This is a genomic window from Seminibacterium arietis, from assembly GCF_042675725.1.
Lineage (GTDB): Bacteria > Pseudomonadota > Gammaproteobacteria > Enterobacterales > Pasteurellaceae > Seminibacterium > Seminibacterium arietis.
Window position 1 is genome coordinate 208464 of record NZ_JBHTJN010000009.1, and the last position, 23945, is coordinate 232408.

At 35.0% G+C, this 23945-nt stretch carries 24 protein-coding genes; 13 read left to right on the forward strand and 11 right to left on the reverse strand.

Annotated features, from left to right (window positions below):
• From otnC to ltnD, 3 genes are read right to left on the reverse strand one after another with little or no spacing between them, the layout of a single operon-like run.
• Window positions 1-633: a 3-oxo-tetronate 4-phosphate decarboxylase gene (gene otnC / locus ACFQ02_RS04925; RefSeq protein WP_380820047.1), complete on the reverse strand. Its 633-nt coding sequence runs from the start codon at window positions 631-633 to the stop codon at window positions 1-3.
• Window positions 630-1871, reverse strand: coding sequence for a 3-oxo-tetronate kinase (gene otnK, locus ACFQ02_RS04930; RefSeq protein ID WP_380820049.1), 1242 nt, complete (start codon window positions 1869-1871; stop codon window positions 630-632). Before otnK ends, otnC begins: the two co-directional genes overlap by 4 nt.
• Window positions 1871-2776 (reverse strand): L-threonate dehydrogenase, encoded by a 906-nt coding sequence (ltnD, locus tag ACFQ02_RS04935; protein WP_380820052.1) that lies wholly within the window; start codon window positions 2774-2776, stop codon window positions 1871-1873. Before ltnD ends, otnK begins: the two co-directional genes overlap by 1 nt.
• 193 nt (window positions 2777-2969) lie before the next feature.
• Between ltnD and ACFQ02_RS04940 the strand changes: the two genes are divergently transcribed.
• Window positions 2970-3728 (forward strand): DeoR family transcriptional regulator, encoded by a 759-nt coding sequence (locus ACFQ02_RS04940; protein WP_380820054.1) that lies wholly within the window; start codon window positions 2970-2972, stop codon window positions 3726-3728.
• Here the strand turns inward: ACFQ02_RS04940 and mobA are convergent.
• Window positions 3725-4318: a molybdenum cofactor guanylyltransferase MobA gene (mobA, locus tag ACFQ02_RS04945; RefSeq protein ID WP_380820056.1), complete on the reverse strand. Its 594-nt coding sequence runs from the start codon at window positions 4316-4318 to the stop codon at window positions 3725-3727. The genes ACFQ02_RS04940 and mobA overlap by 4 nt on opposite strands.
• Before the next feature lie 63 nt (window positions 4319-4381).
• On the opposite strand from mobA, the gene ACFQ02_RS04950 reads away from it, so the two are divergent.
• The 5 genes from ACFQ02_RS04950 to ACFQ02_RS04970 all read left to right on the forward strand — a co-directional run bounded on the left by ACFQ02_RS04950 (window position 4382) and on the right by ACFQ02_RS04970 (window position 7622).
• Window positions 4382-4648: a YihD family protein gene (locus ACFQ02_RS04950; protein ID WP_380820059.1), complete on the forward strand. Its 267-nt coding sequence runs from the start codon at window positions 4382-4384 to the stop codon at window positions 4646-4648.
• Window positions 4649-4661: 13 nt separating this feature from the next.
• Window positions 4662-5294, forward strand: a complete 633-nt coding sequence (gene dsbA / locus ACFQ02_RS04955) for a thiol:disulfide interchange protein DsbA (protein ID WP_380820060.1) — start codon at window positions 4662-4664, stop codon at window positions 5292-5294.
• 73 nt (window positions 5295-5367) lie between these two features.
• Complete coding sequence (locus tag ACFQ02_RS04960) at window positions 5368-5697, forward strand: DUF413 domain-containing protein (protein WP_380820062.1); 330 nt, start codon at window positions 5368-5370, stop codon at window positions 5695-5697.
• A gap of 75 nt (window positions 5698-5772) precedes the next feature.
• The gene (trmA, locus tag ACFQ02_RS04965; RefSeq protein ID WP_380820064.1) at window positions 5773-6867 is read left to right on the forward strand and encodes a tRNA (uridine(54)-C5)-methyltransferase TrmA; all 1095 of its coding nucleotides are present in this window, start codon (window positions 5773-5775) and stop codon (window positions 6865-6867) included.
• Window positions 6849-7622: a class I SAM-dependent methyltransferase gene (locus tag ACFQ02_RS04970; RefSeq protein WP_380820066.1), complete on the forward strand. Its 774-nt coding sequence runs from the start codon at window positions 6849-6851 to the stop codon at window positions 7620-7622. Before trmA ends, ACFQ02_RS04970 begins: the two co-directional genes overlap by 19 nt.
• Before the next feature lie 20 nt (window positions 7623-7642).
• Here ACFQ02_RS04970 and lptD read toward each other — a convergent pair whose 3' ends face one another.
• Window positions 7643-9988 (reverse strand): LPS assembly protein LptD, encoded by a 2346-nt coding sequence (gene lptD / locus ACFQ02_RS04975; protein WP_380820069.1) that lies wholly within the window; start codon window positions 9986-9988, stop codon window positions 7643-7645.
• Between the two features lie 70 nt (window positions 9989-10058).
• Window positions 10059-10616 (reverse strand): DNA-3-methyladenine glycosylase I, encoded by a 558-nt coding sequence (locus ACFQ02_RS04980; RefSeq protein WP_380820071.1) that lies wholly within the window; start codon window positions 10614-10616, stop codon window positions 10059-10061.
• A gap of 177 nt (window positions 10617-10793) precedes the next feature.
• On the opposite strand from ACFQ02_RS04980, the gene tal reads away from it, so the two are divergent.
• Window positions 10794-11747, forward strand: a complete 954-nt coding sequence (gene tal / locus ACFQ02_RS04985) for a transaldolase (RefSeq protein ID WP_380820073.1) — start codon at window positions 10794-10796, stop codon at window positions 11745-11747.
• 93 nt (window positions 11748-11840) lie between these two features.
• Here the strand turns inward: tal and djlA are convergent, their stop codons facing one another.
• The 3 genes from djlA to rph form a co-directional block, all read right to left on the reverse strand.
• Window positions 11841-12695, reverse strand: coding sequence for a co-chaperone DjlA (gene djlA / locus ACFQ02_RS04990; RefSeq protein ID WP_380820075.1), 855 nt, complete (start codon window positions 12693-12695; stop codon window positions 11841-11843).
• 77 nt (window positions 12696-12772) lie between these two features.
• Complete coding sequence (pyrE, locus tag ACFQ02_RS04995; RefSeq protein WP_380820077.1) at window positions 12773-13414, reverse strand: orotate phosphoribosyltransferase; 642 nt, start codon at window positions 13412-13414, stop codon at window positions 12773-12775.
• 18 nt (window positions 13415-13432) lie between these two features.
• Window positions 13433-14149: a ribonuclease PH gene (gene rph / locus ACFQ02_RS05000; RefSeq protein WP_380820080.1), complete on the reverse strand. Its 717-nt coding sequence runs from the start codon at window positions 14147-14149 to the stop codon at window positions 13433-13435.
• 156 nt (window positions 14150-14305) lie between these two features.
• On the opposite strand from rph, the gene ACFQ02_RS05005 reads away from it, so the two are divergent.
• Together ACFQ02_RS05005 and ygfZ are read left to right on the forward strand one after the other, a co-directional pair.
• Complete coding sequence (locus tag ACFQ02_RS05005) at window positions 14306-15169, forward strand: YicC/YloC family endoribonuclease (RefSeq protein WP_380820082.1); 864 nt, start codon at window positions 14306-14308, stop codon at window positions 15167-15169.
• Window positions 15170-15184: 15 nt separating this feature from the next.
• Window positions 15185-16048, forward strand: coding sequence for a CAF17-like 4Fe-4S cluster assembly/insertion protein YgfZ (ygfZ, locus tag ACFQ02_RS05010; protein WP_380820083.1), 864 nt, complete (start codon window positions 15185-15187; stop codon window positions 16046-16048).
• A gap of 96 nt (window positions 16049-16144) precedes the next feature.
• Here the strand turns inward: ygfZ and ACFQ02_RS05015 are convergent, their stop codons facing one another.
• Both ACFQ02_RS05015 and ACFQ02_RS05020 read right to left on the reverse strand, forming a co-directional pair.
• Window positions 16145-16774 carry a response regulator gene (locus ACFQ02_RS05015; RefSeq protein ID WP_380820085.1) on the reverse strand — a complete coding sequence of 210 codons (630 nt, stop codon included), beginning with the start codon at window positions 16772-16774 and terminating at the stop codon, window positions 16145-16147.
• An 11-nt stretch (window positions 16775-16785) separates the two neighbouring features.
• Window positions 16786-19293: a class I adenylate cyclase gene (locus tag ACFQ02_RS05020; protein ID WP_380820087.1), complete on the reverse strand. Its 2508-nt coding sequence runs from the start codon at window positions 19291-19293 to the stop codon at window positions 16786-16788.
• A 226-nt stretch (window positions 19294-19519) separates the two neighbouring features.
• Here ACFQ02_RS05020 and hemC point away from each other — a divergent pair, with 226 nt between their 5' ends.
• Genes hemC through ACFQ02_RS05040 form a run of 4 tightly spaced genes read left to right on the forward strand, consistent with a single transcriptional unit; the run spans window position 19520 to window position 23850 of the window.
• Window positions 19520-20440, forward strand: coding sequence for a hydroxymethylbilane synthase (hemC, locus tag ACFQ02_RS05025; protein WP_380820089.1), 921 nt, complete (start codon window positions 19520-19522; stop codon window positions 20438-20440).
• A gap of 20 nt (window positions 20441-20460) precedes the next feature.
• Complete coding sequence (locus tag ACFQ02_RS05030) at window positions 20461-21207, forward strand: uroporphyrinogen-III synthase (protein WP_380820091.1); 747 nt, start codon at window positions 20461-20463, stop codon at window positions 21205-21207.
• A gap of 36 nt (window positions 21208-21243) precedes the next feature.
• Complete coding sequence (locus tag ACFQ02_RS05035) at window positions 21244-22581, forward strand: uroporphyrinogen-III C-methyltransferase (protein ID WP_380820093.1); 1338 nt, start codon at window positions 21244-21246, stop codon at window positions 22579-22581.
• A gap of 3 nt (window positions 22582-22584) precedes the next feature.
• Window positions 22585-23850 carry a heme biosynthesis HemY N-terminal domain-containing protein gene (locus tag ACFQ02_RS05040; RefSeq protein WP_380820095.1) on the forward strand — a complete coding sequence of 422 codons (1266 nt, stop codon included), beginning with the start codon at window positions 22585-22587 and terminating at the stop codon, window positions 23848-23850.
• Window positions 23851-23945: the final 95 nt, after the last annotated feature.

The window sequence follows — 23945 nt, forward strand, 5'->3', positions numbered from 1 at the left end:
TTATTTTCCTCTGTTTTTCAGGTCATTCACTTCATCATCAGTGAGATAGCGAACTTTCTGACTCTGTAGAATAAAATGAAGTTTGGCGGTTTCTTCCAGCTCTTCAGTGTTATCCACCGCATCAACTAAATCTGAACCAGTTACCACAACACCGTGATTTGCCAGTAAAAACGCTTTACCGTCTAAGGCTCTTTCGCCTAACTCTCGGGCAATATTGCTATCGCCTGGTCGGTAGTAAGGAATGACGGGCAGTTTACCCACTCGCATTACATAGTATGGCGTGAAGGCTTTTATTGCATTGTCTGTGTCTAGATTTTCCAAGCACGAAAGTGCGGTTAAATAAGTAGAGTGAAGATGTACAATCGCTTTACAGTTCGGATTTTTTTGGTACATCGCCAAATGAAAAATCGATTCCTTAGAAGGTTTATCACCCTCAAGGACATTTCCTTCCATATCAAGGACTGAAAGGCGATCTGCCTGTAGTCGCCCAAGCGATGAACCTGTTGGCGTAACTAAAATGCGATTTTCATCTAAACGGACAGAAAGATTGCCTGCTCCGCCTACGGTATAGCCTCGCTCAAATAAAGAGCGAGCGAGGTTTACCATTTCAATTTTTTGTTCTTGTTCGGTCATTGGTACATTCCTTGTGCATAAGAGAAGAAATCTTCTTTTCCGAAATTTCCTGATTTCAATGCAAGAAAAATTGGTTTTTCGACCGCTCGTAACCACGGCACACCTGGTGCAATTTGCTTACCGATGTGAAAACCGCTAAATCCAAGCTGTTGAACTACAATGCTAGAGGTTTCTCCACCAGCGGTAATAAAGTTAGTTACGCCTGCTGCTTGCAATTTTTCCGCTAATTTAGCGAAAGTGCCTTCAATGGCGTGGCTAGCTTTATCGCTACCAAATTGAGTTTGAATTTCTTTGAGTTTTTCTGGTGGCACTGTGGCATAAACTATAGGAGCCAAGTCGCCGTCTAAATTTTCAATCACCCATTGGTAGATCTCTTCTACATAGTTCGGATTGTTAATTGCTTTTTCTGCTTCTAAGAAATAGCTTGGAGCTTGTTGTTTATAAGCGTTCACTTGGCTGTTCGTCATTACTGAGCAAGAACCTGAAAGCACAACAGTTTTGCCTTTGCTTGGTACAAAGGCATTTGTACCTTTCTGACCACCTGAACGGTAAGCCGCCATATAAGCCCCTAAGCCAGAGCCACCTGTGACTAATTTGAAATCAGCCACTGCTTCGGCAAGCACCGTAAGTTGTGCATTGTCTACGGCATCAACAACAGCATATTTGTAGCCCTGTGTTTTTAATTCTGCAAAGCGAGCTTTCACACGTTCAGCCCCTTGGATGACATCAGCATAGGCAACTAATCCTGTTTTGCCTTGAGATTGAGCGTCCATTAAACGCACTAAGTTAGCATCTTTCATTGGGATAATTGGGTGGTTACGCATACCTGATTCGCTTAATAGCACATCGCCGACGAATAAGTAGCCGTTAAAGATCGTGCGACCATTGATAGGCAATGCTGGTGTTACTACGGTGAAATCAGTCTCTAATGCTGACATTAACGCATCGGTAACTGGGCCAATATTACCTTTTTCGGTACTGTCGAAAGTTGAGCAGTATTTGAAATAGAATTGCGTGCAACCGTTCTGTTTTAACCATTCAAGAGCAGATAGAGAGTGTGCAATCGCTTCATCAACGGGGTTTGAGCGAGATTTCAAGCTAATTACAATCGCATCAACTTCATCATTTAAAGCCGATTTAGGTACACCGTTCATCTGTATAGTGCGTAAACCATTTTCCACTAAGAAACTGGCAATATCGCTCGCACCAGTAAAATCGTCTGCAATAATGCCTAGCATTAGTTGCCTCCTTTTTTCGGTAGCTCAATACCGCTGAAAATTTTGATTACTGCACTGTCATCTTCTTTGCCGTAACCTGCGTTACTTGCTTCGGTAAACATTGAGTACGCTGTGCTTGCTAAATGAAGTGGGAAGCGTAACGATTTTGCCGTGTCACTTACTAAACCTAAATCTTTTACGAAAATATCCACCATTGAAAGTGGTGTGTAGTCGCCATCAACAACGTGTTTCATGCGGTTTTCAAACATCCAAGAGTTACCTGCCGCGTTAGTTACTACGTCGTACATCAGGTCTAGTGGAATACCTGCACGGGCAGCTAACGCCATTGCTTCTGCCCCTGCAGCAATATGCACGCCAGCTAATAATTGGTGGATAATTTTCACCGTTGCACCTAAGCCAATTTCTTCGCCGATGTTATAGACTTTGCCTGCAACCGCATCTAAAACAGGTTTTAATTTTTCAAAGGCTTCAGCAGAACCTGACGCCATTACCGTCATTTCGCCTTGTGCAGCTTTAGCTGCACCACCTGAAACAGGAGCATCTAACACAATTAAGCCAAGACCTGTTAATTTATGTGAAATATCTTTCGCATCTTGTGCAGAAATGGTTGAGGAGATCATCACTGCTGTACCTTTATTTAAATGTTTTGCCAAGCCATTTTCACCGAATAACACCGCATTCACTTGGTTGGCATTCACAACTAATAACAAGACTGCATCCAATTCTTTAGCAAAATCCACCGCCCTTGTAGCAACTGCTTTTGCTCCCATAGCTTTTAAAGCATCTAAGTAGGTCTGATTTAAATCTACGCCGTAAGTATCTAAACCAGCTGCGATACAAGATTTTGCCGCTCCCATACCCATTGCTCCTAATCCAATCACAGCAACAGAAAAAATTTTTTTCATAAACTCACCCTTTCACAGTCAATTATTTAGCATAACTTGCTTTTTATTCTACCAACTTATAAACAAAAAACTGTGACATTACTCACAAAAATTAACAATAAAAAATATTTTTGTGATTTTTTGTTAATTTAAAACACATGATTTTTAGTGAAAAATCTTTATAATGAGTGGAAGAAATTTTGGAGGTAATATAATGATTCCCGCAGAAAGACAAAAACGATTACTGAACTTGATTAATCAAAATACAATAATCAGCATTAGTAGCTTAGTAGATATTTTAGGCGTATCACATATGACAATCCGACGTGATATTCAAAAACTGGAACAAGAAGGAAAAGTTGCTTCTGTATCTGGTGGTGTTAAATCATTAGAACACTTATCAACGGAGCCAACTCGTAACGATAAATATCTACTCTTCCCTGCAGAAAAAGCAAATATCGGTAGCCAAGCTGCTAAGCTTATCCCGCATAACACAACTATTTATTTAGATGCTGGCACAACTACGTTGGAAATAGCTCGTCAAATCACGGAAAGAGAAGATCTACAAGTTATAACTAATGATTTTGTCATTACAAACTTCTTAATTGATAAAGGAAAATGTGGCTTAATCCATTCAGGTGGAACGGTAAATAAATCCAATCAGTCTTCAGTTGGTCAACTCACGGCGGAATTTCTCCAAAAAATATCAGTGGATATCGCTTTTATTTCTACTTCTTCTTGGAATTTAAAGGGGTTAACAACACCTGATGAAAATAAATTACCAGTAAAAAAAACTATCATTGAATCAAGCCAAACACGTATTTTAGTTTCTGACTCATCGAAATACGGTAAAAACGCTATTTTTCATATTTGTCCGCTAAATTTATTTAATACGATTATCAGTGATCGAAATTTACCAATTAACACTCAAGAGGCTATTCGTGAAATGGGAGTAGAATTGATGCTAGTCTAACTTTGTTTAGGCGAAGATAAATTTAAGGTTTGCAATTTATCCATTGTATTAATATTAGTAAAGTTTGCTTCTTTTCCAAAGCACACTGCTACAGCTCTGTTTTTTTGCATAAATTTTAATAACTTGCGTTCTCCTGTTTGCAGATATTGTTCTAATTGTCCTTGCAATGTAGTTGAAATCAAACAAAACGTCGGATGTTCACGTGTTAAATCTGTAGCATAAGCTATTAAAACTTGCTCTTTTTCCACCGCACTTTTTAATTTTTCTAATAGATTATCAGGGAAATAAGGGCTATCACAAGGAACAAAAAGCACAAAATCCGTTTTTGCACTTTTCAACCCTGTTAGCATTCCGCTTAAAGGTCCTTGAAACCCATCTAAACAATCAGAGAATACTGCTAATCCACTTTGACTATACAAATTTTGGTTTCGATTTGCATTAATGGAAACTTGTGAGACCTGTGATTTTAGCTTTTCATAAATATGCATAAATAGTGGCTTCCCTTTTAATAATTGAAGACCTTTATCAACGCCCCCCATTCTTCTTGCCAAACCACCAGCTAAAATAACTGCACTAATTGTTTTTTTCATATTTTCTTATTAACTTAATTGAAGTATGATTAACCGCACTTTATATATGATAAGGAAAGCCACATGAAATGTCATCGTTTGAATGAAGTTTTGGAACTTTTGCAACCATATTGGTCTAATGAGCCTGAATTAAATTTAATTCAAGTCTTGCAAAAAATTGCAATGGAAACAGGGTTTGAAAAACCATTATCAGAATTAAGCGATGAAATAATTATTTATCATCTAAAAATGTATGGTATGGGAAAATACGACACTATTCCTGGCTTAAAAAAAGATTATGAAGAAGATTTTAAAACCGCACTTTTAAAAGCACGCGGTATTATTAAGTAATATAAGGAGTTTTATGAAGAAATTAATTTTTACAATATTTTCTTTTTTCTTAGCAATTAACTTACAAGCTACTGATTTAACTGAAGGTAAACAATATATTCGGCTAGATACCGTTCGCTCTTTACAGCCAGAAATAATAGAGTTTTTCTCTTTTTACTGTCCGCACTGCCGCTCTTTTGAGGAAGAATATAAGATTCCACAAAAAATTAAAGAAAAATTGCCTGAAGGAACAAAATTCAAACAATATCACGTCAATTTTTTAGGTTTACAATCTGAAAATCTTACACGTGCATGGGCATTAGCAATGGCATTAGGCGTAGAAGAAAAAGTAAAACCTGCATTATTTGATGTCGCCCAAAAAGCAGCAATGAAAGGAGATACAAACTCATTTTCAATGGAAAATATTCGTACTATTTTCTTGCAACAAGGCATTACTGCAGAACAATTTGATGGCGGAATAAACAGTTTTGCAGTTAACAGCTTAGTGAACAAGCAGATCAAAGCTGCCGAACAAATGAAAGTGAGAGGTGTACCAGATTTTTATATTAATGGGAAATACCGTATTAATCCAGAGGGACTATCACGAACACGCGATGGATTTATCAGAGATTATATAGAGACCACAATTAAATTGTTGGATAAATAATAAAAAAATTGCAAAACTAATAAAAAATTGGTTTAATGCGAGCCAATTTTTACTATTGATTATTGAGGATATTATGACAGAAAGCTTTAGCGTTACCCGTCGTTTTTTTGATGATAAAAATTATCCACGTGGCTTTGCTCGACATGGTGACTATACTATTAAAGAGTCACAGGTATTAGAGCAATATGGACAAGCATTCAAGGCCTTAGATTTAGGTGAGCGTCAACCTGTCAGCCAAGAGGAGAAAAATTTTATCGAGTTTTGTAGAGGACAGCGTCCAGCAGAAACTTTCTTTGAAAAAACATGGCAGAAATATTGTTCATTAATTGCAACTAAAAAACGTGTTTATACTTTATCTGGTGCTGTAGGTACAGATAATCTAGATGATTTTACTGCCGAATAAAAAATACTAAGGGCTTGAATAATCAAGCCTTTTACTTTTGTAAAATACAGTTTTGATAATAACCATATATTTTTTATGATAGAAACATCCATTATTGAGCAATACGATGAATTGCTGCTGAAAAAACAACAAAAACTGACCGCACTTTTATCTCCATTTAATGCTCCTAAATTGCAAGTTTTCTCTTCACCTACACAGCATTATCGCATGCGAGCCGAATTTCGCATTTGGCATGATAATGATGACTTCTATCACATTATGTTTGATCAACAAACGCATCAACGTTACAGAGTAGATCATTTTCCTGTCGCTAGTAAGTTAATTAATCAAATGATGGAAGTAATTTTACCTCTGTTAAAACAATATCCTGTGCTACATCAACGACTTTTTCAAATTGATTATCTCAGTACTCTCAGTAATAAAATCATAGTTAGCTTACTGTATCACAAATTTCTAGATAACGAATGGCAGCAAGCTGCTGAACAATTGCTGAAACAGCTTCGACAGGCTTTCGATGTTCAACTCATTGGCAGAGCAAATAAACAAAAAATTTGCTTAACACAAGATTTTGTTGATGAAGTGTTGAAAATCAACGATGAAAATTATACCTATAGACAAGTAGAAAATAGTTTTACTCAGCCTAACGCAGTAATAAATCAAGAAATGTTACAGTGGGCGATAGAATGTACTAAAAACAGTCAAGGCGATCTACTCGAACTTTATTGTGGCAATGGTAATTTTTCTATAGCACTAGCACAAAATTTTCGTAAAGTTCTTGCGACAGAAGTTTCTAAATCATCGGTTGCTACTGCACAATTTAATATTCAAGCAAATAAAATAGAAAATTTGCAAATTGTTCGAATGTCTGCCGAAGATTTTACTAAAGCGATAAATGGTGTGCGTCAATTTAATCGACTAAAAGGCATCGATCTTAAAAGCTATAATTGCCAGACTATTTTAGTTGATCCTCCTAGAGCAGGACTTGATCCTGATACAGTCAAATTAGTACAAAATTATGATCGTATTTTGTATATTTCCTGTAATCCTTATACACTTTGCCAAAATTTAGCTGTACTTTCAAATACTCATCGTATTGAAAAAGCAGCATTGTTTGATCAATTCCCTTATACTGAACATGTAGAAACAGGTTTATGGTTAATCAGAAAATAGCAATTCAATTACTTTGCGAAAGCGGTGATGCAGAGAAATTTATTACTCTTTGCGAAAATGAAGGGTTAAAACACGATTCATCTTCTTCTTTTGGTTTAATTCAAACCGAATTTAACGGTCAAGTGCGGTTAGAATTAAGAAAGTTAAGTGATCCTAAATTAGGTGCTGTCTTTGTTGACTTTATTAGTGGTAAAATGGCCCACCGTCGCAAATTTGGAGGTGGACGAGGCGAGGCTATTGCAAAAGCAGTCGGTATAAAAAAAGATTATTTGCCCAATGTAATTGATGCTACAGCTGGGTTAGGTCGAGATGCCTTTGTATTAGCCGCAATTGGATGTCAGATCAAATTAGTCGAACGTCATCCAGTCGTACGCTTATTACTTCAAGATGGCTTACAGCGTGCTTATGCAGATCAAGAAATTGGTGAAATGATGAAAAAAAATATGATCTTATTGCCAATAAATCATATTACAGAATTAGATCCAATAGCTAATGCTTGTGACGTAGTTTATCTAGATCCTATGTATCCCCATAAAATAAAATCTGCATTAGTAAAAAAAGAAATGCAATTATTTCAACAATTAATTGGCTCTGATGCTGATGCGGACAACTTCCTAGAGCCAGCCCTTAAGCTTGCTCAAAAACGGGTCATAGTGAAACGCCCTGATTATGCACCATTTATTGCTAAAAAAGCACCGCACTTCAGTCGAGAAACTAAAAACCACCGTTTCGATGTTTATTTAACATCTTTATAGAAAATGCGGTTTCAAGCTATTTAATACAAACTAAACGCTTTAATATAAGATAATTTTCCTTTTCGTAGCATGTCATCAATACCACTACGGTGATCATTACCCAAACCACGTAACTCAAAGTTAATAGCAACACTATTATCATAATGTAGTTTATTATCTTGTTGATACGGTCTTGCTGTTACATTACGCTTAGCTCCTAAGCCAACAGACCAACAACAAGAGTTATAACGGATTCCTAAGTATTGATCTACTGGTTTTTTTAACGCTAGATCCTGATAATGATGAGCTACTACAGACCAATTATCAGTAAGATCCCAAGCTACTGTAACGCCAAGTTGTTTAATATCTTGATTATAGCGATTAACTCCCAATGTCAAATTTTGGTCAATATAAGATTGGCTAGCATAACGGAAATTAAGCTGTACAAGATTATTTCCTTGAGGATTAAACTCTAGGGTTGTATTTGCTAATGATGTTTCTTTTAAACGAGTATCATATTGATAACTTCCTCGCCAGTTCCATTGAGGGTTAATTCGCCAATTAGATTCTAACGCCCAAGAAGATGAAGAACCATGAGTACTGTTAGCATCGCTTTCGTCAATACGAGAATCACGAATATAATAAATTTGCCCTAAAGATAAGTTGAATCGCTCATTTGACTGATTGTCATAAAAACGAGTCGTTCCTCCTAAAGTAAACTGATTTGCTGATGCAATTCTATCTAAACCACTATAGCGACGATCTCGAAATAATGAGAAGTAGTCTTGTTGTAACAATGCTGAATCATAACCAAATCCTAGATAATCTGTATTACGTCTAGAACCAATATTACTCTGATTACGATAAGGACGATATAAATATTGAACTCGAGGTTCTAAAGTTTGTGTATAGCCTTCGATAAAAGTATTATTACTCGCTAAAAGTGTCTGCAAATCAATCTTAATTTGCGGTAAAACACGATTAATCGTCTTTTGCACATTTTCGGCCTCTGTACTATTTCCTTTGATTTGATTGTAATGAGTTGCATAAAGCTTAGCTTCAATATTCACATTACCATAGCGGTTAGTAAGAGGTAACCCAACTGTCGGCTCAAAATGAAATCGCCAAGCTCTCGGCATCAATGAGCTTTTATTTTCAAAATGGGCTACTTGTGCAAATACACTAAAATCTAATGGAGTTGTTACTAATCCATTCTTATTATAGTTAAAATCAATTTGTGGTAATACTCGGTAAGGACCTATTACGGCTGAATCAAATATTTGGAACTGCTTTGCTGAAATAGCAACATAGTAATTAGGCTGATAATAAGCAATACGAAAATTCTGATCCGCATAACCGTCTGTACTATTACCATAACTTGAGCTGAGATCAGTAAAATAACTTTTATCACTAACTCTAGTATAATCAATGTTTAAACGCCAGTTTTGTAAAAAATTAGAATTATGCTTCCAATGTATTAAATAACGGCTACGATCTGAACTAGTAAATTTGTCATAGCGATCATTATGCAAATATTCTCCCGCAATTTTACCTTCACCAATTTGAGTTAAATAACGAAATTCATTATCTAATTGCCAACCACGTAGAGACATATATTTTGGTGTAATAGTCGCATCAAAATTGGGAGCGATATTCCAATAAAAAGGTTGGGAGAACCAATAACCATCTCGACTTGAACCTCCTAAATCAGGAATCAGCAAACCAGTTCGACGGCGATCTCCTATAGGCAATTGAAAATAAGGAGTATAAAATACTGGCACGCCATATATTTTAAAACGAGCATGCCACATCTCTGCGTATTCTTCTTTGATATATTGCTTCATTTCTGCCGCTTCGATTTGCCAAGCATCATCACTTTGCAAACAAGACGTAAAGCTAGCATTTTTCATTAAACGATAATTTTCGCGTAATTCTAACTGTTCTGCTTTTCCTCTACCTTGCCGATCAACAAAATGATAACTCACATTGGCAATATCTGCATTTTTAGTATTTAAATGTAACTTCCCATTATCACCAGAAAGATTAATCAAATCATCGCTATAATGAAATCCTCCCGCAACGTAAGCATATCGTTGCACACCTTCGCCTATACCTGTTTGCTTTATATCTGCGATTTCAGTTTTTAAATGACGATTACCTTGTTTAATATCCACATTTCCTTCATAACGTGCATATTTTGGCTGATTCAGCTCTGCACTATCAGCTTCAATATATATGGGTAAAGAATTAGGATCTCCTGAAACTTTTTCTCCAATAAAGTGAGGAACACCAAATAAACACTGATGTTTCAATTCTGCTGAACTAGACACACTGTAAAGTGCGGTCAAAATAGACAAAGAAAGAAGTGTATAATAATTTTTTTTCATTAGTTACCGTCTAATTTACTGCGAAATGAAATTGACTTGAATTATAAATAAAATCCTATGAAAAAGCATTTTATTTATACTTACTAATACAATCATTTAAATGATCATTAACTAATCCCGTCGCTTGCATGAAAGCATAACAAATTTTTTCACCTATGAAAGCAAATCCTCGCTTTTTTAAAGCATCAGACATTAATAGTGCAGTAGATGTCGTTATCGGTATCTCATCTTTCGTCTTCACATCCCGAATATAAGGTGTATGATTTACAAAAGACCAAATAAAATCACTGAAATTTTCACCGCACTTTTCCATCAATAAATATGCTTGTGCATTCTTAACAATAGCTTGCAATTTTTGGCGATGACGAACAAGACCAGCATCACTCATTAAAATATTAATATCTTGTGCTGTCATTTTAGCAACTTTAACAGGGTCAAAATAATAAAATGCTTTCCTATAATTCTCACGTTTTTTCAAAACAGTAATCCAAGATAAACCTGCCTGCTGGATTTCTAAACAGAGTTGCTCAAACAATTTAATGCTATCATATTGTGGCTTACTCCATTCATTATCATGATAATCAATATAAATTGGTGAATTATTAACCCAATGACAACGTACAGTCATATTTATCCTCTCAATACTGTGAACAAGATCACAGTTATTTTTTACAATAGTATTAATATATAGCACTTGAAATCTACCTATTACAACTAAAGTTAAAATTATTGTTCTATTACAATGAAGTTATGCTATTGTAGTAAAACAATTGAAGTAATCCATAATAAATTTTAGAGGAAAATTATGACCACACAATTAGATTCATTACGTGAGATGACTGTTGTTGTTGCTGATACTGGCGATATAGAAGCAATCAAAAAATATCAACCACAAGATGCAACAACAAATCCTTCTTTGATTTTAAGTGCTTCGGCTTTACCTCAATACGCACCTTTAATTGACGAAGCAATTGCTTATGCAAAACAAAAAAGTGCGGACAAAAAACAGCAACTAATTGATGCTGAAGATAAATTAGCAGTAAACATTGGCTTGGAAATTTTAAAAATTGTACCTGGACGGATTTCGACTGAAGTAGATGCTCGCTATTCTTATGATACTCATGCTACTGTTGAAAAAGCTCGAAAACTTATTTCGCTTTATAACCAAGCTGGCATTTCAAATGATCGCATTTTAATAAAAATTGCGTCTACTTGGCAAGGAATCCGTGCTGCAGAAATTCTTGAAAAAGAAGGTATTAACTGTAATTTAACTCTACTTTTCTCTGAAGCACAAGCTAGAGCCTGTGCAGAAGCTGGCGTATATTTAATTTCACCTTTTGTTGGGCGTATTCTTGACTGGTATAAAGCCAATAGTGATAAAAAAGACTATATGCCATCTGAAGATCCTGGCGTAATTTCTGTTACTAAAATTTACAATTACTACAAACAATATGGCTATAAAACTGTTGTAATGGGAGCCAGTTTCCGTAATGTTGGTGAAATTACAGAATTAGCTGGTTGCGATCGTTTAACTATTGCACCAGCTCTCCTAAAAGAATTACAGGAAAATTCGAATACACTTTTACGAAAACTCAGTTTCAGCGGAGAAGTTAAAGCTAAACCTCAGCCATTAACTGAAAGTGAATTTTACTGGCAACACAACTCAGATCCAATGGCTGTTGAAAAACTAGCTGACGGCATCCGTAAGTTCGCTGCTGATCAAGAAAAATTAGAAGCTATGTTATTAGCGAAATTTTAATTTTTAGCTAAATTTACTAAAAAATCGGGAATATGATTTCCCGATTTTTATAAATAACACAAACAAATTAATGATCTAAAACTGTGAATACTACTATTTCCAATTTCGATATTTACAAATTAAATCATAAGCCGCTTGAATCTGCTGGGCTTTTTCTTTAGCCATTTCTAACATTTCTTTCGGCAAACCTTTAGAAATCAGTTTATCAGGATGATGTTCATTCATCAAACGTCTATAAGCTCGCTTTACTGCATTACGATCATCATTTTCCGTTACTCCCAACACTTTGTATGCATCATCAAGAGTTGGTCCTGAATTTTGTTGATACTCACTATAATTTTGCTGTTGATATTGGTCTTGTTGCCCTGAATACTGATAATAGAATCCACCTCGAGTAAAATGACGAGCAGCAATTTCAGCCATGATCATTTGTTCAAATTGAAAACGTGAAAGCCCTAATTCTTCAGCAACAACAAACAGCACATCTTTTTCATTTTCATGCAAATGATCATCAGCAAATGCTGCTTTGAATTGCACACTGAAAAACATACGAATCAAATCCGCACGTTGTCCACAACCAAGACGAAATTCTCGCAGTACTTGTCGGATTGGAAAATCAGCTTCTTTACCACGACTAAAGGCTTGCTGTGCTAATTTACGAGAGTTTTCGTCAAGATTCATTTGTTGCATTAAACTAGTTGCTAATGCGATATCATGTTCCGTTACACGACCTTTTGCTTTACTCAAATGCCCCAATACTGCGAAAGTAGTTTGCATAAAAAGGGCTTGGCGAGTCATTTTACCGTTAAAAAACGTCGATCGAACACTACCTAATTCATATAGTTTTTTATCAGCAATATGCCCAAGAAATACACCAACCATTGCCCCAAAAAAGCCACCGAGCTTCCAACCAACAAAAAGACCTAATAATTTTCCAATAAAACTCATCCAATTCTCCAACTCACTCAAAGTTCAATGAAATTTTAAATTCCTACTAAAACCACTATTTTCTTTCAATCGCTTTTTTACACACCATACTGTTGTCGATAATCTTGCATTGCAGGTAAAAATTCACGATATTTTTTTTCTTGTTCAATAAATTGCATAAGGTCATCAAACTCAATAATTGAACAAACTTTGCACTGATAATCTCTTTCCACCTCTTGAATTGCAGATAATTCTCCCCTACCACGTTCTTTACGATTTAGTGCAATAACTACCGCACTTAATTGAGCTTGATTCGCTTGAATTAAATCCATAGCATCACGAATTGCTGTACCCGCCGTAATCACGTCATCAACTAAAAGCACATTACCCTGCATCTTACTTCCAATCAAATAACCACCTTCGCCGTGATCTTTCAGTTCTTTACGATTAAAACACACTGGCTTATTTAGTTGAAATTGATTAAACAAAGCGATAGACACTGAGGTAGCAATTGGAATACCTTTATAGGCTGGACCGAAAATCACATCGTAATCCAACTTTTCTGCTTGAATAGCAAAAGCATAAAACTGCCCTAAGAGAGCTAAATCTTCACCACAATTAAATAACCCTGCGTTGAAAAAATAAGGACTTTTTCTGCCCGATTTCAACACAAACTCTCCGAATTTTAATACATTCCGACTTAATGCGAACTTAATAAATTGTTGTTTATAATCCTGCATTTTGTATCCATATCTGTTTTATTGTGCTAATGCGTTACGTTGTGCTTGAAAAATTTGCTCACAGCCTTGCTTAGCAAGGTCCAATAACTGCAATAATTCTTCGTGGCTAAATGGTTCACCTTCCGCTGTACCCTGTACTTCCACCATGCGACCATCATCTGTCATAACGACATTCATATCTGTTTCTGCTGAGCTATCTTCTACATATTCCAAATCGCACACGCTCTCTCCATTAACAATTCCCACAGAGACTGCTGCAACTAGACCTTTAATAGGATTTTTAAGTAGCGTACCATTTTTAATTAACTCATTCACTGCATCAATTAAAGCAACACAAGAGCCCGTAATCGCCGCTGTACGAGTACCGCCGTCAGCCTGAATAACATCACAATCAAGCGTAATAGAACGTTCGCCAAGAACTGTCAAATCAACCACCGCTCTCAAAGAGCGAGCGATTAAACGTTGGATTTCCATCGTACGACCACTTTGCTTACCTTTAGCTGATTCGCGTTGCATTCGGCTATGAGTTGAACGTGGTAACATGCCATATTCAGCAGTTACCCAGCCTTTATTTTGCCCTTTAAGAAAACGAGGTACAGTTTCTTCTACTGTAGCTGTACAAATCACTTTAGTATCTCCAAACTCCACTAACACTGAACCCTCCGCATGCTTAGTGTAATGGCGAGTAATTTTAATTGGTCGTGGTTGGTTTAATGCTCGTTCATTAGGACGCATAAAAATTCCTTGTTTAATTATAAAAGTGCGGTCATTTTAACACGCAAACTGACAGAAGCGAAATTTAACGGTAAAATGTGCCAAATAAATGATTTTAAAAATTCACTTAATACCTAATGATAAGTATTTTTTAAAAATTTAACATAAGGATAAACTATGATTCACAGTATGACTGCCTTTGCCCGCCAAGAAATAAAAAAAGATTGGGGGGATGCGGTGTGGGAAATACGCTCCGTAAACCAACGTTATTTGGAAACTGTTTTTCGCTTACCTGAACAATTTCGAGGCCTAGAAAATACTCTACGTGAAAAATTACGGCAACAGCTCGCTCGTGGAAAAATAGAGTGTACTTTACGTATAGATAATAAAAACCAAGCAACAGATAAACTTAATTTAAATAAAGAATTAGCACTTAAAGTTATTGAGTCTCTGCAATGGATCAAACAGCAAACTAATGAAGGAGAAATAAGTCTTGTTGATATTTTACGCTATCCTGGCATAGTCGAAACACCAGAACAAGACTTAGATCAAATTAGTCAAGACTTACTTACTGGATTTAACCAGCTATTACAAGATTTTATTGAAATGCGTGAACGAGAAGGGAAAAAACTACAAGATCTAATCAAACAGCGTTTACAGGGAGTTATCGTACAAGTAGAAAAAGTGCGGTCACAAATGCCAAATATTATTCAATGGCAACGTGAACGTTTATATCAACGTTTTGAAGAACTACAACTGCAAGCAGATCCTCAACGTTTAGAACAAGAAATGGTTCTTTTTGCTCAGCGAATTGATGTTGCCGAAGAACTTGATCGTTTACAACTACATGTTAAAGAAACACAATCTATTTTAGCAAGAGGCGGTGCTGTGGGGCGTAAATTAGATTTTATGATGCAAGAGCTAAACCGTGAGAGTAATACTCTCGCTTCAAAATCCATAAATGCAGAAGTAACTAATTCAGCAGTTGAATTAAAAGTGTTAATTGAGCAGATGCGTGAGCAAATTCAAAATATTGAATAAACAATAAGGGAAATCATGTTAATAACCAATTTGAGCCAATATCGTTTAGTTTCTGTACAAGGTGATGATGCGGAAAAATTTCTGCAAGGACAACTAACTTGCGATGTATCAAAATTACAAAATGGTGAATCAACCATAACTTCACATTGTAATCCAATGGGAAAAATAACCGCACTTTTCCGAATAATTCGCATTGAAGAGAAGCAGTTTCATTTATTAATAGAAGAAGACATTTTAACTTTTGCTATTAATCAATTGAAAAAATATGCTGTTTTTTCTAAAGTCGAATTTCACTTTTTAGATTGGCAAATTACAGGATTAGTCAGCGAAAATATTAATGAAAACTGCAATATGATTTCCGCTCAAATTAAAATATTTCTAGAAGGAAAACCTCAACGCTATATTTTGATAAACTCAACGCCAATAAATTTAAACTATAATCTAGAACCTGTACATTGGACCATATTAGAAATACAAAATGGTATTCCACAGTTTTCTGCACAAAGTTTAGCTGAATTTATTCCGCAAGCCGTTAATTTACAGCAAATCGAAAAAGCAATCTCTTTTCAAAAAGGCTGCTATATTGGTCAAGAAACTATCGCTAGAGCAAAATATAGGGGAATAAATAAGCGGGCAATGCTAACTTTTCAGGCTGATGCAACAACACTAAATTACACGCCATCTTTAGGTTCTGAAATTGAAGTTAAGCTACAAAATGGTTGGCGAAAAACAGGATATATACTAAGTGCGGTAGTATTTGACAAAATTTTGTGGCTACAAGTAATTGTAAATCAAGATCTACAAACAGAAACTGCTTTTAGACTACCTAAACAACACATTGGACTAAAAATTTATCCTCTACCTTATTCTCTTTCTTAGCTACACTCAAACTAAAAGGACTAATTTCCGTACTAACTAGAAATTAGTCCTTAATTATTAACAAATTAGCTAGACTTACCACACAACAAAGAATTATTACATGCCTTTATATTGGAAATATAACACTGTTGCGGCTACTCTAGAATGTACATTTAGTTTACGTAATACATTACGAATATGGACTTTAACTGTTTCTTCCGAAATAAATAACTGCAAAGCAATTTGTTTATTAGAAAGTCCTGTTGCGACTAATTGTAAAACGTCCATTTCACGCTCAGTTAATTGATTTAAAGGTTCTACTTCTGTTTGGCGTTCCAATAATAAATCTTTTATTGAATCACTCAAAATAACCTCACCTTGTGCAATACGTTTTATTTGAGTAACTAGTGTATCTGGCTCTGTATCTTTCAATAGATAACCATCAGCACCAGCATCAATTAACGTAAATACATCATTTTTAGCATCAGATACTGTTAAAATGACAATTCGTGCATCAATACCTTCTCCACGTAGAGCCTTTAATGTATCTAACCCAGATAACCCTTTCATATTTAGATCTAAAATTATTAGATCAGGTTGAGTACGTAATGCTAGATTAATGCCATCCATTCCGTTTCCAGCGTCCCCTACTACTTCAAAAAGCTCTTCCAACTCAAGGAGCTGTTTAATCCCCGTACGCATCAACGGGTGATCATCAATAATGATAACTTTCATCTTCTCAAACATTTTTTCCTCAATTATGACGATACCAAACGACTGTAAAACGGAACAATTCTAACCCCATTTTCTACAGGTAACAATTGATAAAACTGTGGATAATTAAAATTTCTCTGCACAATTTTATATGGATTATCGCTTCCATCCAACCCAGCAGATTGATAAATATGATTAATTTCTCGAATTTTCTGCTCTTTCTCTCCTTCACAATTACGATAAATTTCAATACGATTAGATTCATCTAAAATATAAACATTAAATAATTTATTCGAATTATCTTCAAAAAAGAATTGCAAAAATCCTTCACTTGCAAAAGCATCTATCTCATAAGGATATTGCTTTTTATTGTTTAGTAATACTGTCTCTTTTTCTTCAATAGTATCTTTTAAAACTGCTCCAAAATCTTCACTACTAACAAATTGAGGATTATGAATTTCTTGTAAGCTAATTCCCCGATCTTCAAAGAAGAATCGCCAGTTTTTTCCAGCTACTCGTAGTAAATTATTTTGTGGTACATCTGTGGTTCCGACTTGAATACTGATGCATTTATTTACTAATGCTGTAACGATATTACGCAATGTTTTCTTATAATATTGACTATAACAAAATACATTAACTGATCGAGGTGGCGTTGCACCACGGTAAATTTTATTGGATAACACTTTTAATGCTAATAAAATTGCATTAGATCCTTCGAAATGTAAAGTGCGGATCTCATTCCATAAATTTCGATAAGTCAAATCAATACTACCCACTAAACTTTCCTCTTTTGGCCCAAAGCTAAACAAGTCACTTGGTACGATAGTTTGTTTTGTTTGCAATAAGTCTTTAGTAGGATCCGCAATCAGATTAATCGCAATAACAAGATCTCTAATTTCACAATTATGATTTAATTCTTCGTTACTCGCACTAGGAGTAACCGCAGGTAGAGATAAACGCAAGTCAGTGAAGAAACAACGTAATTTATATTGATCTACATTTGGGCTATAAACATATAACTCTGTGCTTGGCGTTAATAAACGGTTAAAGTATGCCCAAGAAACTAATTTATTCAAGTGTTCACCGTATTCAATATGACGAGACTGACCAAATCCCTCAATTGTCGGTGATTGATTTACTAAATACCAGCCATCTTTAAATAATTTATTGTTTCGAACCTCAATGAAAGTAAGATGCTTTTCTGATAAATCTGAGGAAATCATTGAGTTCAATAACGTAATTTTACCAGGTAACTCTTCAAAAGCAGTGTAAAGTTTACGAGTTAGTATGCTAATATCTTGTGGCATTATGCTAGAATCCACTTTATATTTACGTGCGAATTCTACTAAATGACGATAACTAAACATTAAAAACTTAATTAAATTATTGTGACTTTCTTTAACTCGTTTTATTTTCCAATGAGTACGTTGATTTAATTCTTTTACTAAATTTTCTGACCAATCCCATTCTTTCACGAGCTGACTTAATTTATATAATCGCCAGTTGTTTAATTTTGTTCCAACATGATATTCATTTGCTTTCATATAAAAACTACGGCGTAAAAAGTCCAATCTCTTTACATCATTTAAATCCATCAAGTATTTTGTGGCACGTTCCAACATAGTAAGATAAGGATCAAAATGGTGAGTAAAATCACCTTGTAGTAGGTGTTTTTTAAACTCTTGTGCAATTAAATAAGTATTTGGATATTCTTGAGAATATGTCTCTAGTAAAATGATTTTTAATACAGATTTATAAGGAGCATCAATTCCTTTATAGAGTTGCCATAAACTTGCACCAAAATATTCATTAGCAGAAAATGCCCCTAATCCACCAAAATCTACCCAATCATTTGGATCAATTACACCTTCAGCAATTAAGCGTCCAACTTCACTTTCATACTCTTTTTCTTGTTCAACATCTAGATGCAACCATAATAGTGGCTTGCCCGCTAATCGAATAACTGAGCGATAAAATTCATCTAATAACAACATATATTGTGCTGAACCACAATTCTCTGCTGTCAGTGGTTCAGCATAACGAAAACTACGAAAACGATTTTGATCCATAAGATAGAGATTAATTTCAATCCCTATCTGCAATGCCCATTTTTGTAATGATTCAGATTTTTTAGCTAAAAGATACCGCTCTTTTATGCTTAAGTCTTCACGATGACAAACCCAAATATCTAAATCTGAGCTAGGCGTTTGACTAATAGAAGCTATACTCCCCATAACATATACCCCTAAAATAGGACAACAAGTACGATCAGAAAAAGCTTCGATCTCTAGTTTAAGAGTACAAAATTGAGTATCATCAAGACGTTTTATGAGATAATGTTGTTGATAATCAGACAGTTGAAAATCAGCAATACCTACCACAGCATTTTCAATATAGCCAGGCAGATCGCTATGATTAACATGTAACAGCAAGGTTATCAGTTCAAATACGTGATTAAACTGTGTGGAAGATCCTGATAATGCACGTTCAAAACGTAACTTATCTAAATACTTGACTCGTTCCCTTGCTCTATTAAGATCGTAATTCAAACAACACCTAAAAAGAAGAGTAACCGCATACTAAACGAAAAACAGCCCACTTCATTGAGATACTATCATTTCGCTCAATGAAACAAGCTTTATCGTTAATTCTAACGTTCTCTACTCTATCACTTAGCTTAAATTAAAGCAAAATTTTTAAATCAAAATTGGTATTTTTTCATAACAATGATAGGATATTCACTATGATATAATTTATATAACTATTTCTATATTCATGAAAAATACGCTAAAAATCGCCACGCGTCAAAGTCCGCTTGCACTATGGCAAGCAAATTATATAAAAACTCAATTAAATACACTTTATCCTAAATTGGAAATTCAACTAGTTCCAATGGTTACAAAAGGTGATGTTATTTTAGATACACCGCTCGCTAAAATTGGCGGTAAAGGATTATTTGTCAAAGAATTAGAGCACGCATTACTACAAAATATCGCAGATATTGCGGTACATTCCATGAAAGATGTACCCATGCAATTTCCCGAAGGGCTAGATTTAGCAGTAATTTGTAAGCGAGAGGATCCTCGTGATGCTTTTGTTTCAAATAATTACCGCACTTTATCTGAACTTCCCCAAGGGGCAATAGTAGGTACGTCTAGCTTACGTCGCCAATGTCAGCTAAAAAATTTACGTCCCGATTTAGATATTCGATCATTACGTGGAAATGTAGGAACACGATTAAGTAAATTAGATAATAACGAATATGATGCAATTATTTTAGCTTCAGCGGGATTGATTAGACTAAATATGACTAATCGCATTAGCTCTTTTATTGATACTGATACTTCTCTACCCGCGGTAGGACAAGGGGCTGTAGGTATTGAATGTCGAATTAATGACATGGAAGTACAAGAATTACTTAGACCTTTAGCTGATTCAGCTACTACACATTGTGTCATAGCAGAACGTGCCATGAATAAACACTTGCAAGGGGGCTGTCAAGTACCTATAGGTGGCTATGCTGTCATAACGAAAGATGAAAAATTACATTTAAAAGCCCTTGTTGGTGCCTTAGATGGTTCTAAAATTATCCGAGCCGACGGTAAAAGCACTTTACAGCACGCCGAACAATTGGGTATAGAAATCGCTGAAAAGCTATTAGAGCAAGGTGCTAATGAAATTTTACAAAAAATATAATAAAGATAGTGGGGACAAAAATGGCAGTATTAGTCACTCGCTCCGATGAAAGAGGGGGGCAACTAGTAAATATGCTAAATAAAGCGGGTATCGTTGCAATCCACTTGCCATTGTTTTCTATTGAACCTGGTCGTGAAATAAACGAATTACCAAATAAATATAAACAATTAAAATCGGGCGATTATATTTTTGCAGTTTCAAAAAATGCCGTAAATTATGCTGTGCAAACTCTTAAAAATACAGGCTTTCATTGGCGTTCAGATTTAAACTATTTTACAGTAGGACAACGTACAGCAGAATACTTTGCTAGTCAAACAGGGCAAGTAATTCTCTATCCTTGGCAACAAGAAAATAGTGAGGGCGTATTATCTTTACCAGCTATGCAAAAGTTAAACGATAAAAGAATCTTGATTTTACGCGGTAATGGTGGCAGAGAATTATTCCCTCATAAAGCTCATGAAAGAGGTGCCGAAGTTGATATTGTGGAATGCTATCAACGTGTTCCTGTTAACTACAACAATGAAGAACAATCAAGTGTATGTAAACGTGCTGGCGTGAATACTATTATAGTAACAAGTGTAGAGATTTTAACTTATCTTATGGATTTTGTGCCTAAAACCGATCATAATTGGTTGAAAAATTGCCGCTTGATTACTATTAGTCGTCGAATAAAACAATTTGCATTGCATTTTGGTTGGAAAAATATTGTTATTTCACCAAGAGCAGACAATCAGAGTTTGCTACAAACTCTGCTACAATCAGAATAACATATCACTTTCAATGTATTGATTAAGGAATAGAAAATGGCTAAACAGAAAAACAACACCAATACTGACAATATTGATGAGTTAGAGGTAATAGAAGTATTAGATACTTCAACAATTGATGAAGAAAGTAAGAGCGTTGACAAAAAAGTTCTAGAAAACGAAGTGAATACTTCATCTATTGAACCTCAACCTGAGAAAGTAATAGTAAAAAAAAGTGGTACTGCATTATCCTTATTAGCAATTTTAATTGCACTTAGCTTAGGTTTTATAGGTTATTATGGGTATCAATACACTCAAGGTCAAATGACAGATATTGAACAAAAATTAGCTTCACTTAAGCAAAAAACCGAAAATTCAGTTAATTTTGAATCCTCCTCTCAACTCAACGCAACATTAAAACAAGATAAGGAACAACTAGAAAAATTAACTATTGCTTTTAAAGAACATAGTGAAAAAATTACTGAACTTCAACGTGAAATATCAATAAAAGATCAATCTATCAATGCCCTTCAAACTCAAATTAACCGTTTAGATTCAAAAACTAGAGCTGAGCAACCTAATGATTGGTTACTTTCAGAGGCTGACTTTTTATTAAACAATGCATTAAGAAAATTAGTTTTAGATAACGACATAGATACTGCGGTATCTTTACTCAAAATTGCTGATGAAACTCTCGCAAAAGTATCCAATCCAAATACTGCAAATATTCGAGTAGCAATAAACGAAGATTTAAAACTATTACTTTCTCTCAATAACATTGATCAAAATGCGATTATGCAACGCCTATCACTATTAGCCAATACCGTTGATGAGCTATCTGTATTAGACGTAAATTTTGAGCAACCTAAAAATGATACAACATTAAGTGATTCAGTAACTGACTGGAAAGAAAATGCTGGAAAAAGTGCGGTCTCTTTTTTAAATCATTTTATCCGTATTACACCTAGAAATAATGATAGCAAACCCCTTTTAGCACCAAATCAAGATATTTATTTAAGAGAAAATATCCGCTTACGTTTACAGCTGGCAATCATGGCAGTGCCTCGCCAACAAAATGAGCTTTATAAACAATCTTTAGAGACAGTTGCTTCTTGGGTAAGAAGTTATTTTGATACTAATACAGAGACAGCCCAAAATTTTTTGAAAGACATTGATGAGCTTGCCGAACAGTCCATTTATGTTGATGCACCAGAGCAACTCAATAGCTTAAATATATTAGATAAATTACTAAACAAAAAAACTACCGAATTTAATAAAGTAGAAATTTCCGTTGATAAATCTATAAAAAACACAACTGATTTAGCAGTTGAAGAAAAAAAACCGACAATGAAAACCGATACATTAGAGAATGTAAAACAGCAACAGGGGAAATAAGGTATGTTTAGAACATTATTTTTAATGCTAGTGTTACTTGCTGGCTTAGTCGCAGGACCTTATTTGTCAGGTAAGCAAGGCTATGTTTTAATCGAAACGAACAGCTTTAATATCGAAATGTCATTAACAACATTGGTTATTCTTTTCGTTATTGCAATGGCAATTGTTTATGCAATTGAGTGGGTTATTACTCGTTTCTTCCGCCTAAGTAACAATACTTATGGCTGGTTTTCAAATCGCAAACGCCGAAAAGCTCAGAAACAAACTATCGAAGGGCTAATACGCATGCAAGCTGGTGATTACTCCAAAGCAGAAAAATTAATAGGTAAAAATGCAAAACATGCTGATGAACCTGTGTTTAATTTTATTAAAGCTGCGGAAGCTGCACAACAGCGTGGAGATGAATTTAGTGCTAATAATTACTTACTTAAGGCGGCTGAAATTGCAGGTTCTGATAGTCTTGTCGTTGAAATTGCTCGCACTAAAATTTTATTACAGCAAAATAAATTACCAGCGGCACGAAGTGCAGTAGATAGTTTGTTAGAAATGACAAGTCGCAATAAAGAAGTTTTAAAATTAGCAGTAGATATTTATTTACGCTCACATGCTTATCAAGCACTGGATAATATTTTAGATCAAATAGAAAACACAGGACTGTATTCAACAACAGAATTCAACCAGCTACAGCAAAAAATTGAAGATGGACTACTCGATGAAAAAATGAATGAATATGGTGTTGATGGTCTAATTGAATGGTGGAATAATCAACCTAAAAAACGCCGAAATGATCTCTATGTTAAAATCGGTCTAATTCGCCGTTTAGTTGACTGTGACGATCACGAAACAGCTAACGAACTTGCACTGGAGACTTTGAAAAAAATAGATGATTCTTCGTCACTTAGTGATTCACTTTGTCTCCAAATCTCTCGTTTGCAACCAACAGATAATAGCAAGTTAATAAAAATATTGGAAAAACGCATTAGACAGATAGATAAAACACAAAGTTGTTGTATTTACCGCTGTTTAGGTTATCTCTATGTACGTAATGGAGATTTCGCTAAGGCAAGCAATGCGTTTAAACAAGTAATTGATAGCAATTCTCTTGAACCTAATGACACTACGATGGTAATTTACGCTTTCGAGCAAAATGGTGATGCAGACCTCGCAGAGCAGGTTCGTCATAGCAGTCTACAATCTGCTATGGCTGTGAAAAATATTCATTATCCTGCTTCTAAAACAAAAGAAAATTCTACCGCACTTTCAGCTTAAAATAATGTTCTATATGATGCTCTGTCTATTTACAGAGCATCAATACTACCTTTTAAACTAATAATGTTGCTTTACTATTTCTCTTATTGAGTAAC

What these genes read in the sequence shown, in the direction of transcription:
- rph (WP_380820080.1), bottom strand. Translation starts at nt 14,149, where the DNA reads ATGCGTCCTAATGAACGAGCATTAAACCAACCACGACCAATTAAAATT.
- ACFQ02_RS04960 (WP_380820062.1), top strand. Translation starts at nt 5,368, where the DNA reads ATGACAGAAAGCTTTAGCGTTACCCGTCGTTTTTTTGATGATAAAAAT.
- hemC (WP_380820089.1), top strand. Translation starts at nt 19,520, where the DNA reads ATGAAAAATACGCTAAAAATCGCCACGCGTCAAAGTCCGCTTGCACTA.
- pyrE (WP_380820077.1), bottom strand. Translation starts at nt 13,414, where the DNA reads ATGCAGGATTATAAACAACAATTTATTAAGTTCGCATTAAGTCGGAAT.
- ACFQ02_RS04970 (WP_380820066.1), top strand. Translation starts at nt 6,849, where the DNA reads ATGGTTAATCAGAAAATAGCAATTCAATTACTTTGCGAAAGCGGTGAT.
- ACFQ02_RS05030 (WP_380820091.1), top strand. Translation starts at nt 20,461, where the DNA reads ATGGCAGTATTAGTCACTCGCTCCGATGAAAGAGGGGGGCAACTAGTA.
- lptD (WP_380820069.1), bottom strand. Translation starts at nt 9,988, where the DNA reads ATGAAAAAAAATTATTATACACTTCTTTCTTTGTCTATTTTGACCGCA.
- ACFQ02_RS05015 (WP_380820085.1), bottom strand. Translation starts at nt 16,774, where the DNA reads ATGTTTGAGAAGATGAAAGTTATCATTATTGATGATCACCCGTTGATG.
- dsbA (WP_380820060.1), top strand. Translation starts at nt 4,662, where the DNA reads ATGAAGAAATTAATTTTTACAATATTTTCTTTTTTCTTAGCAATTAAC.
- mobA (WP_380820056.1), bottom strand. Translation starts at nt 4,318, where the DNA reads ATGAAAAAAACAATTAGTGCAGTTATTTTAGCTGGTGGTTTGGCAAGA.
- ACFQ02_RS04950 (WP_380820059.1), top strand. Translation starts at nt 4,382, where the DNA reads ATGAAATGTCATCGTTTGAATGAAGTTTTGGAACTTTTGCAACCATAT.
- ACFQ02_RS05035 (WP_380820093.1), top strand. Translation starts at nt 21,244, where the DNA reads ATGGCTAAACAGAAAAACAACACCAATACTGACAATATTGATGAGTTA.
- trmA (WP_380820064.1), top strand. Translation starts at nt 5,773, where the DNA reads ATGATAGAAACATCCATTATTGAGCAATACGATGAATTGCTGCTGAAA.
- ACFQ02_RS04940 (WP_380820054.1), top strand. Translation starts at nt 2,970, where the DNA reads ATGATTCCCGCAGAAAGACAAAAACGATTACTGAACTTGATTAATCAA.
- ltnD (WP_380820052.1), bottom strand. Translation starts at nt 2,776, where the DNA reads ATGAAAAAAATTTTTTCTGTTGCTGTGATTGGATTAGGAGCAATGGGT.
- otnC (WP_380820047.1), bottom strand. Translation starts at nt 633, where the DNA reads ATGACCGAACAAGAACAAAAAATTGAAATGGTAAACCTCGCTCGCTCT.
- ACFQ02_RS04980 (WP_380820071.1), bottom strand. Translation starts at nt 10,616, where the DNA reads ATGACTGTACGTTGTCATTGGGTTAATAATTCACCAATTTATATTGAT.
- otnK (WP_380820049.1), bottom strand. Translation starts at nt 1,871, where the DNA reads ATGCTAGGCATTATTGCAGACGATTTTACTGGTGCGAGCGATATTGCC.
- ACFQ02_RS05005 (WP_380820082.1), top strand. Translation starts at nt 14,306, where the DNA reads ATGATTCACAGTATGACTGCCTTTGCCCGCCAAGAAATAAAAAAAGAT.
- ygfZ (WP_380820083.1), top strand. Translation starts at nt 15,185, where the DNA reads ATGTTAATAACCAATTTGAGCCAATATCGTTTAGTTTCTGTACAAGGT.
- tal (WP_380820073.1), top strand. Translation starts at nt 10,794, where the DNA reads ATGACCACACAATTAGATTCATTACGTGAGATGACTGTTGTTGTTGCT.
- ACFQ02_RS05040 (WP_380820095.1), top strand. Translation starts at nt 22,585, where the DNA reads ATGTTTAGAACATTATTTTTAATGCTAGTGTTACTTGCTGGCTTAGTC.
- djlA (WP_380820075.1), bottom strand. Translation starts at nt 12,695, where the DNA reads ATGAGTTTTATTGGAAAATTATTAGGTCTTTTTGTTGGTTGGAAGCTC.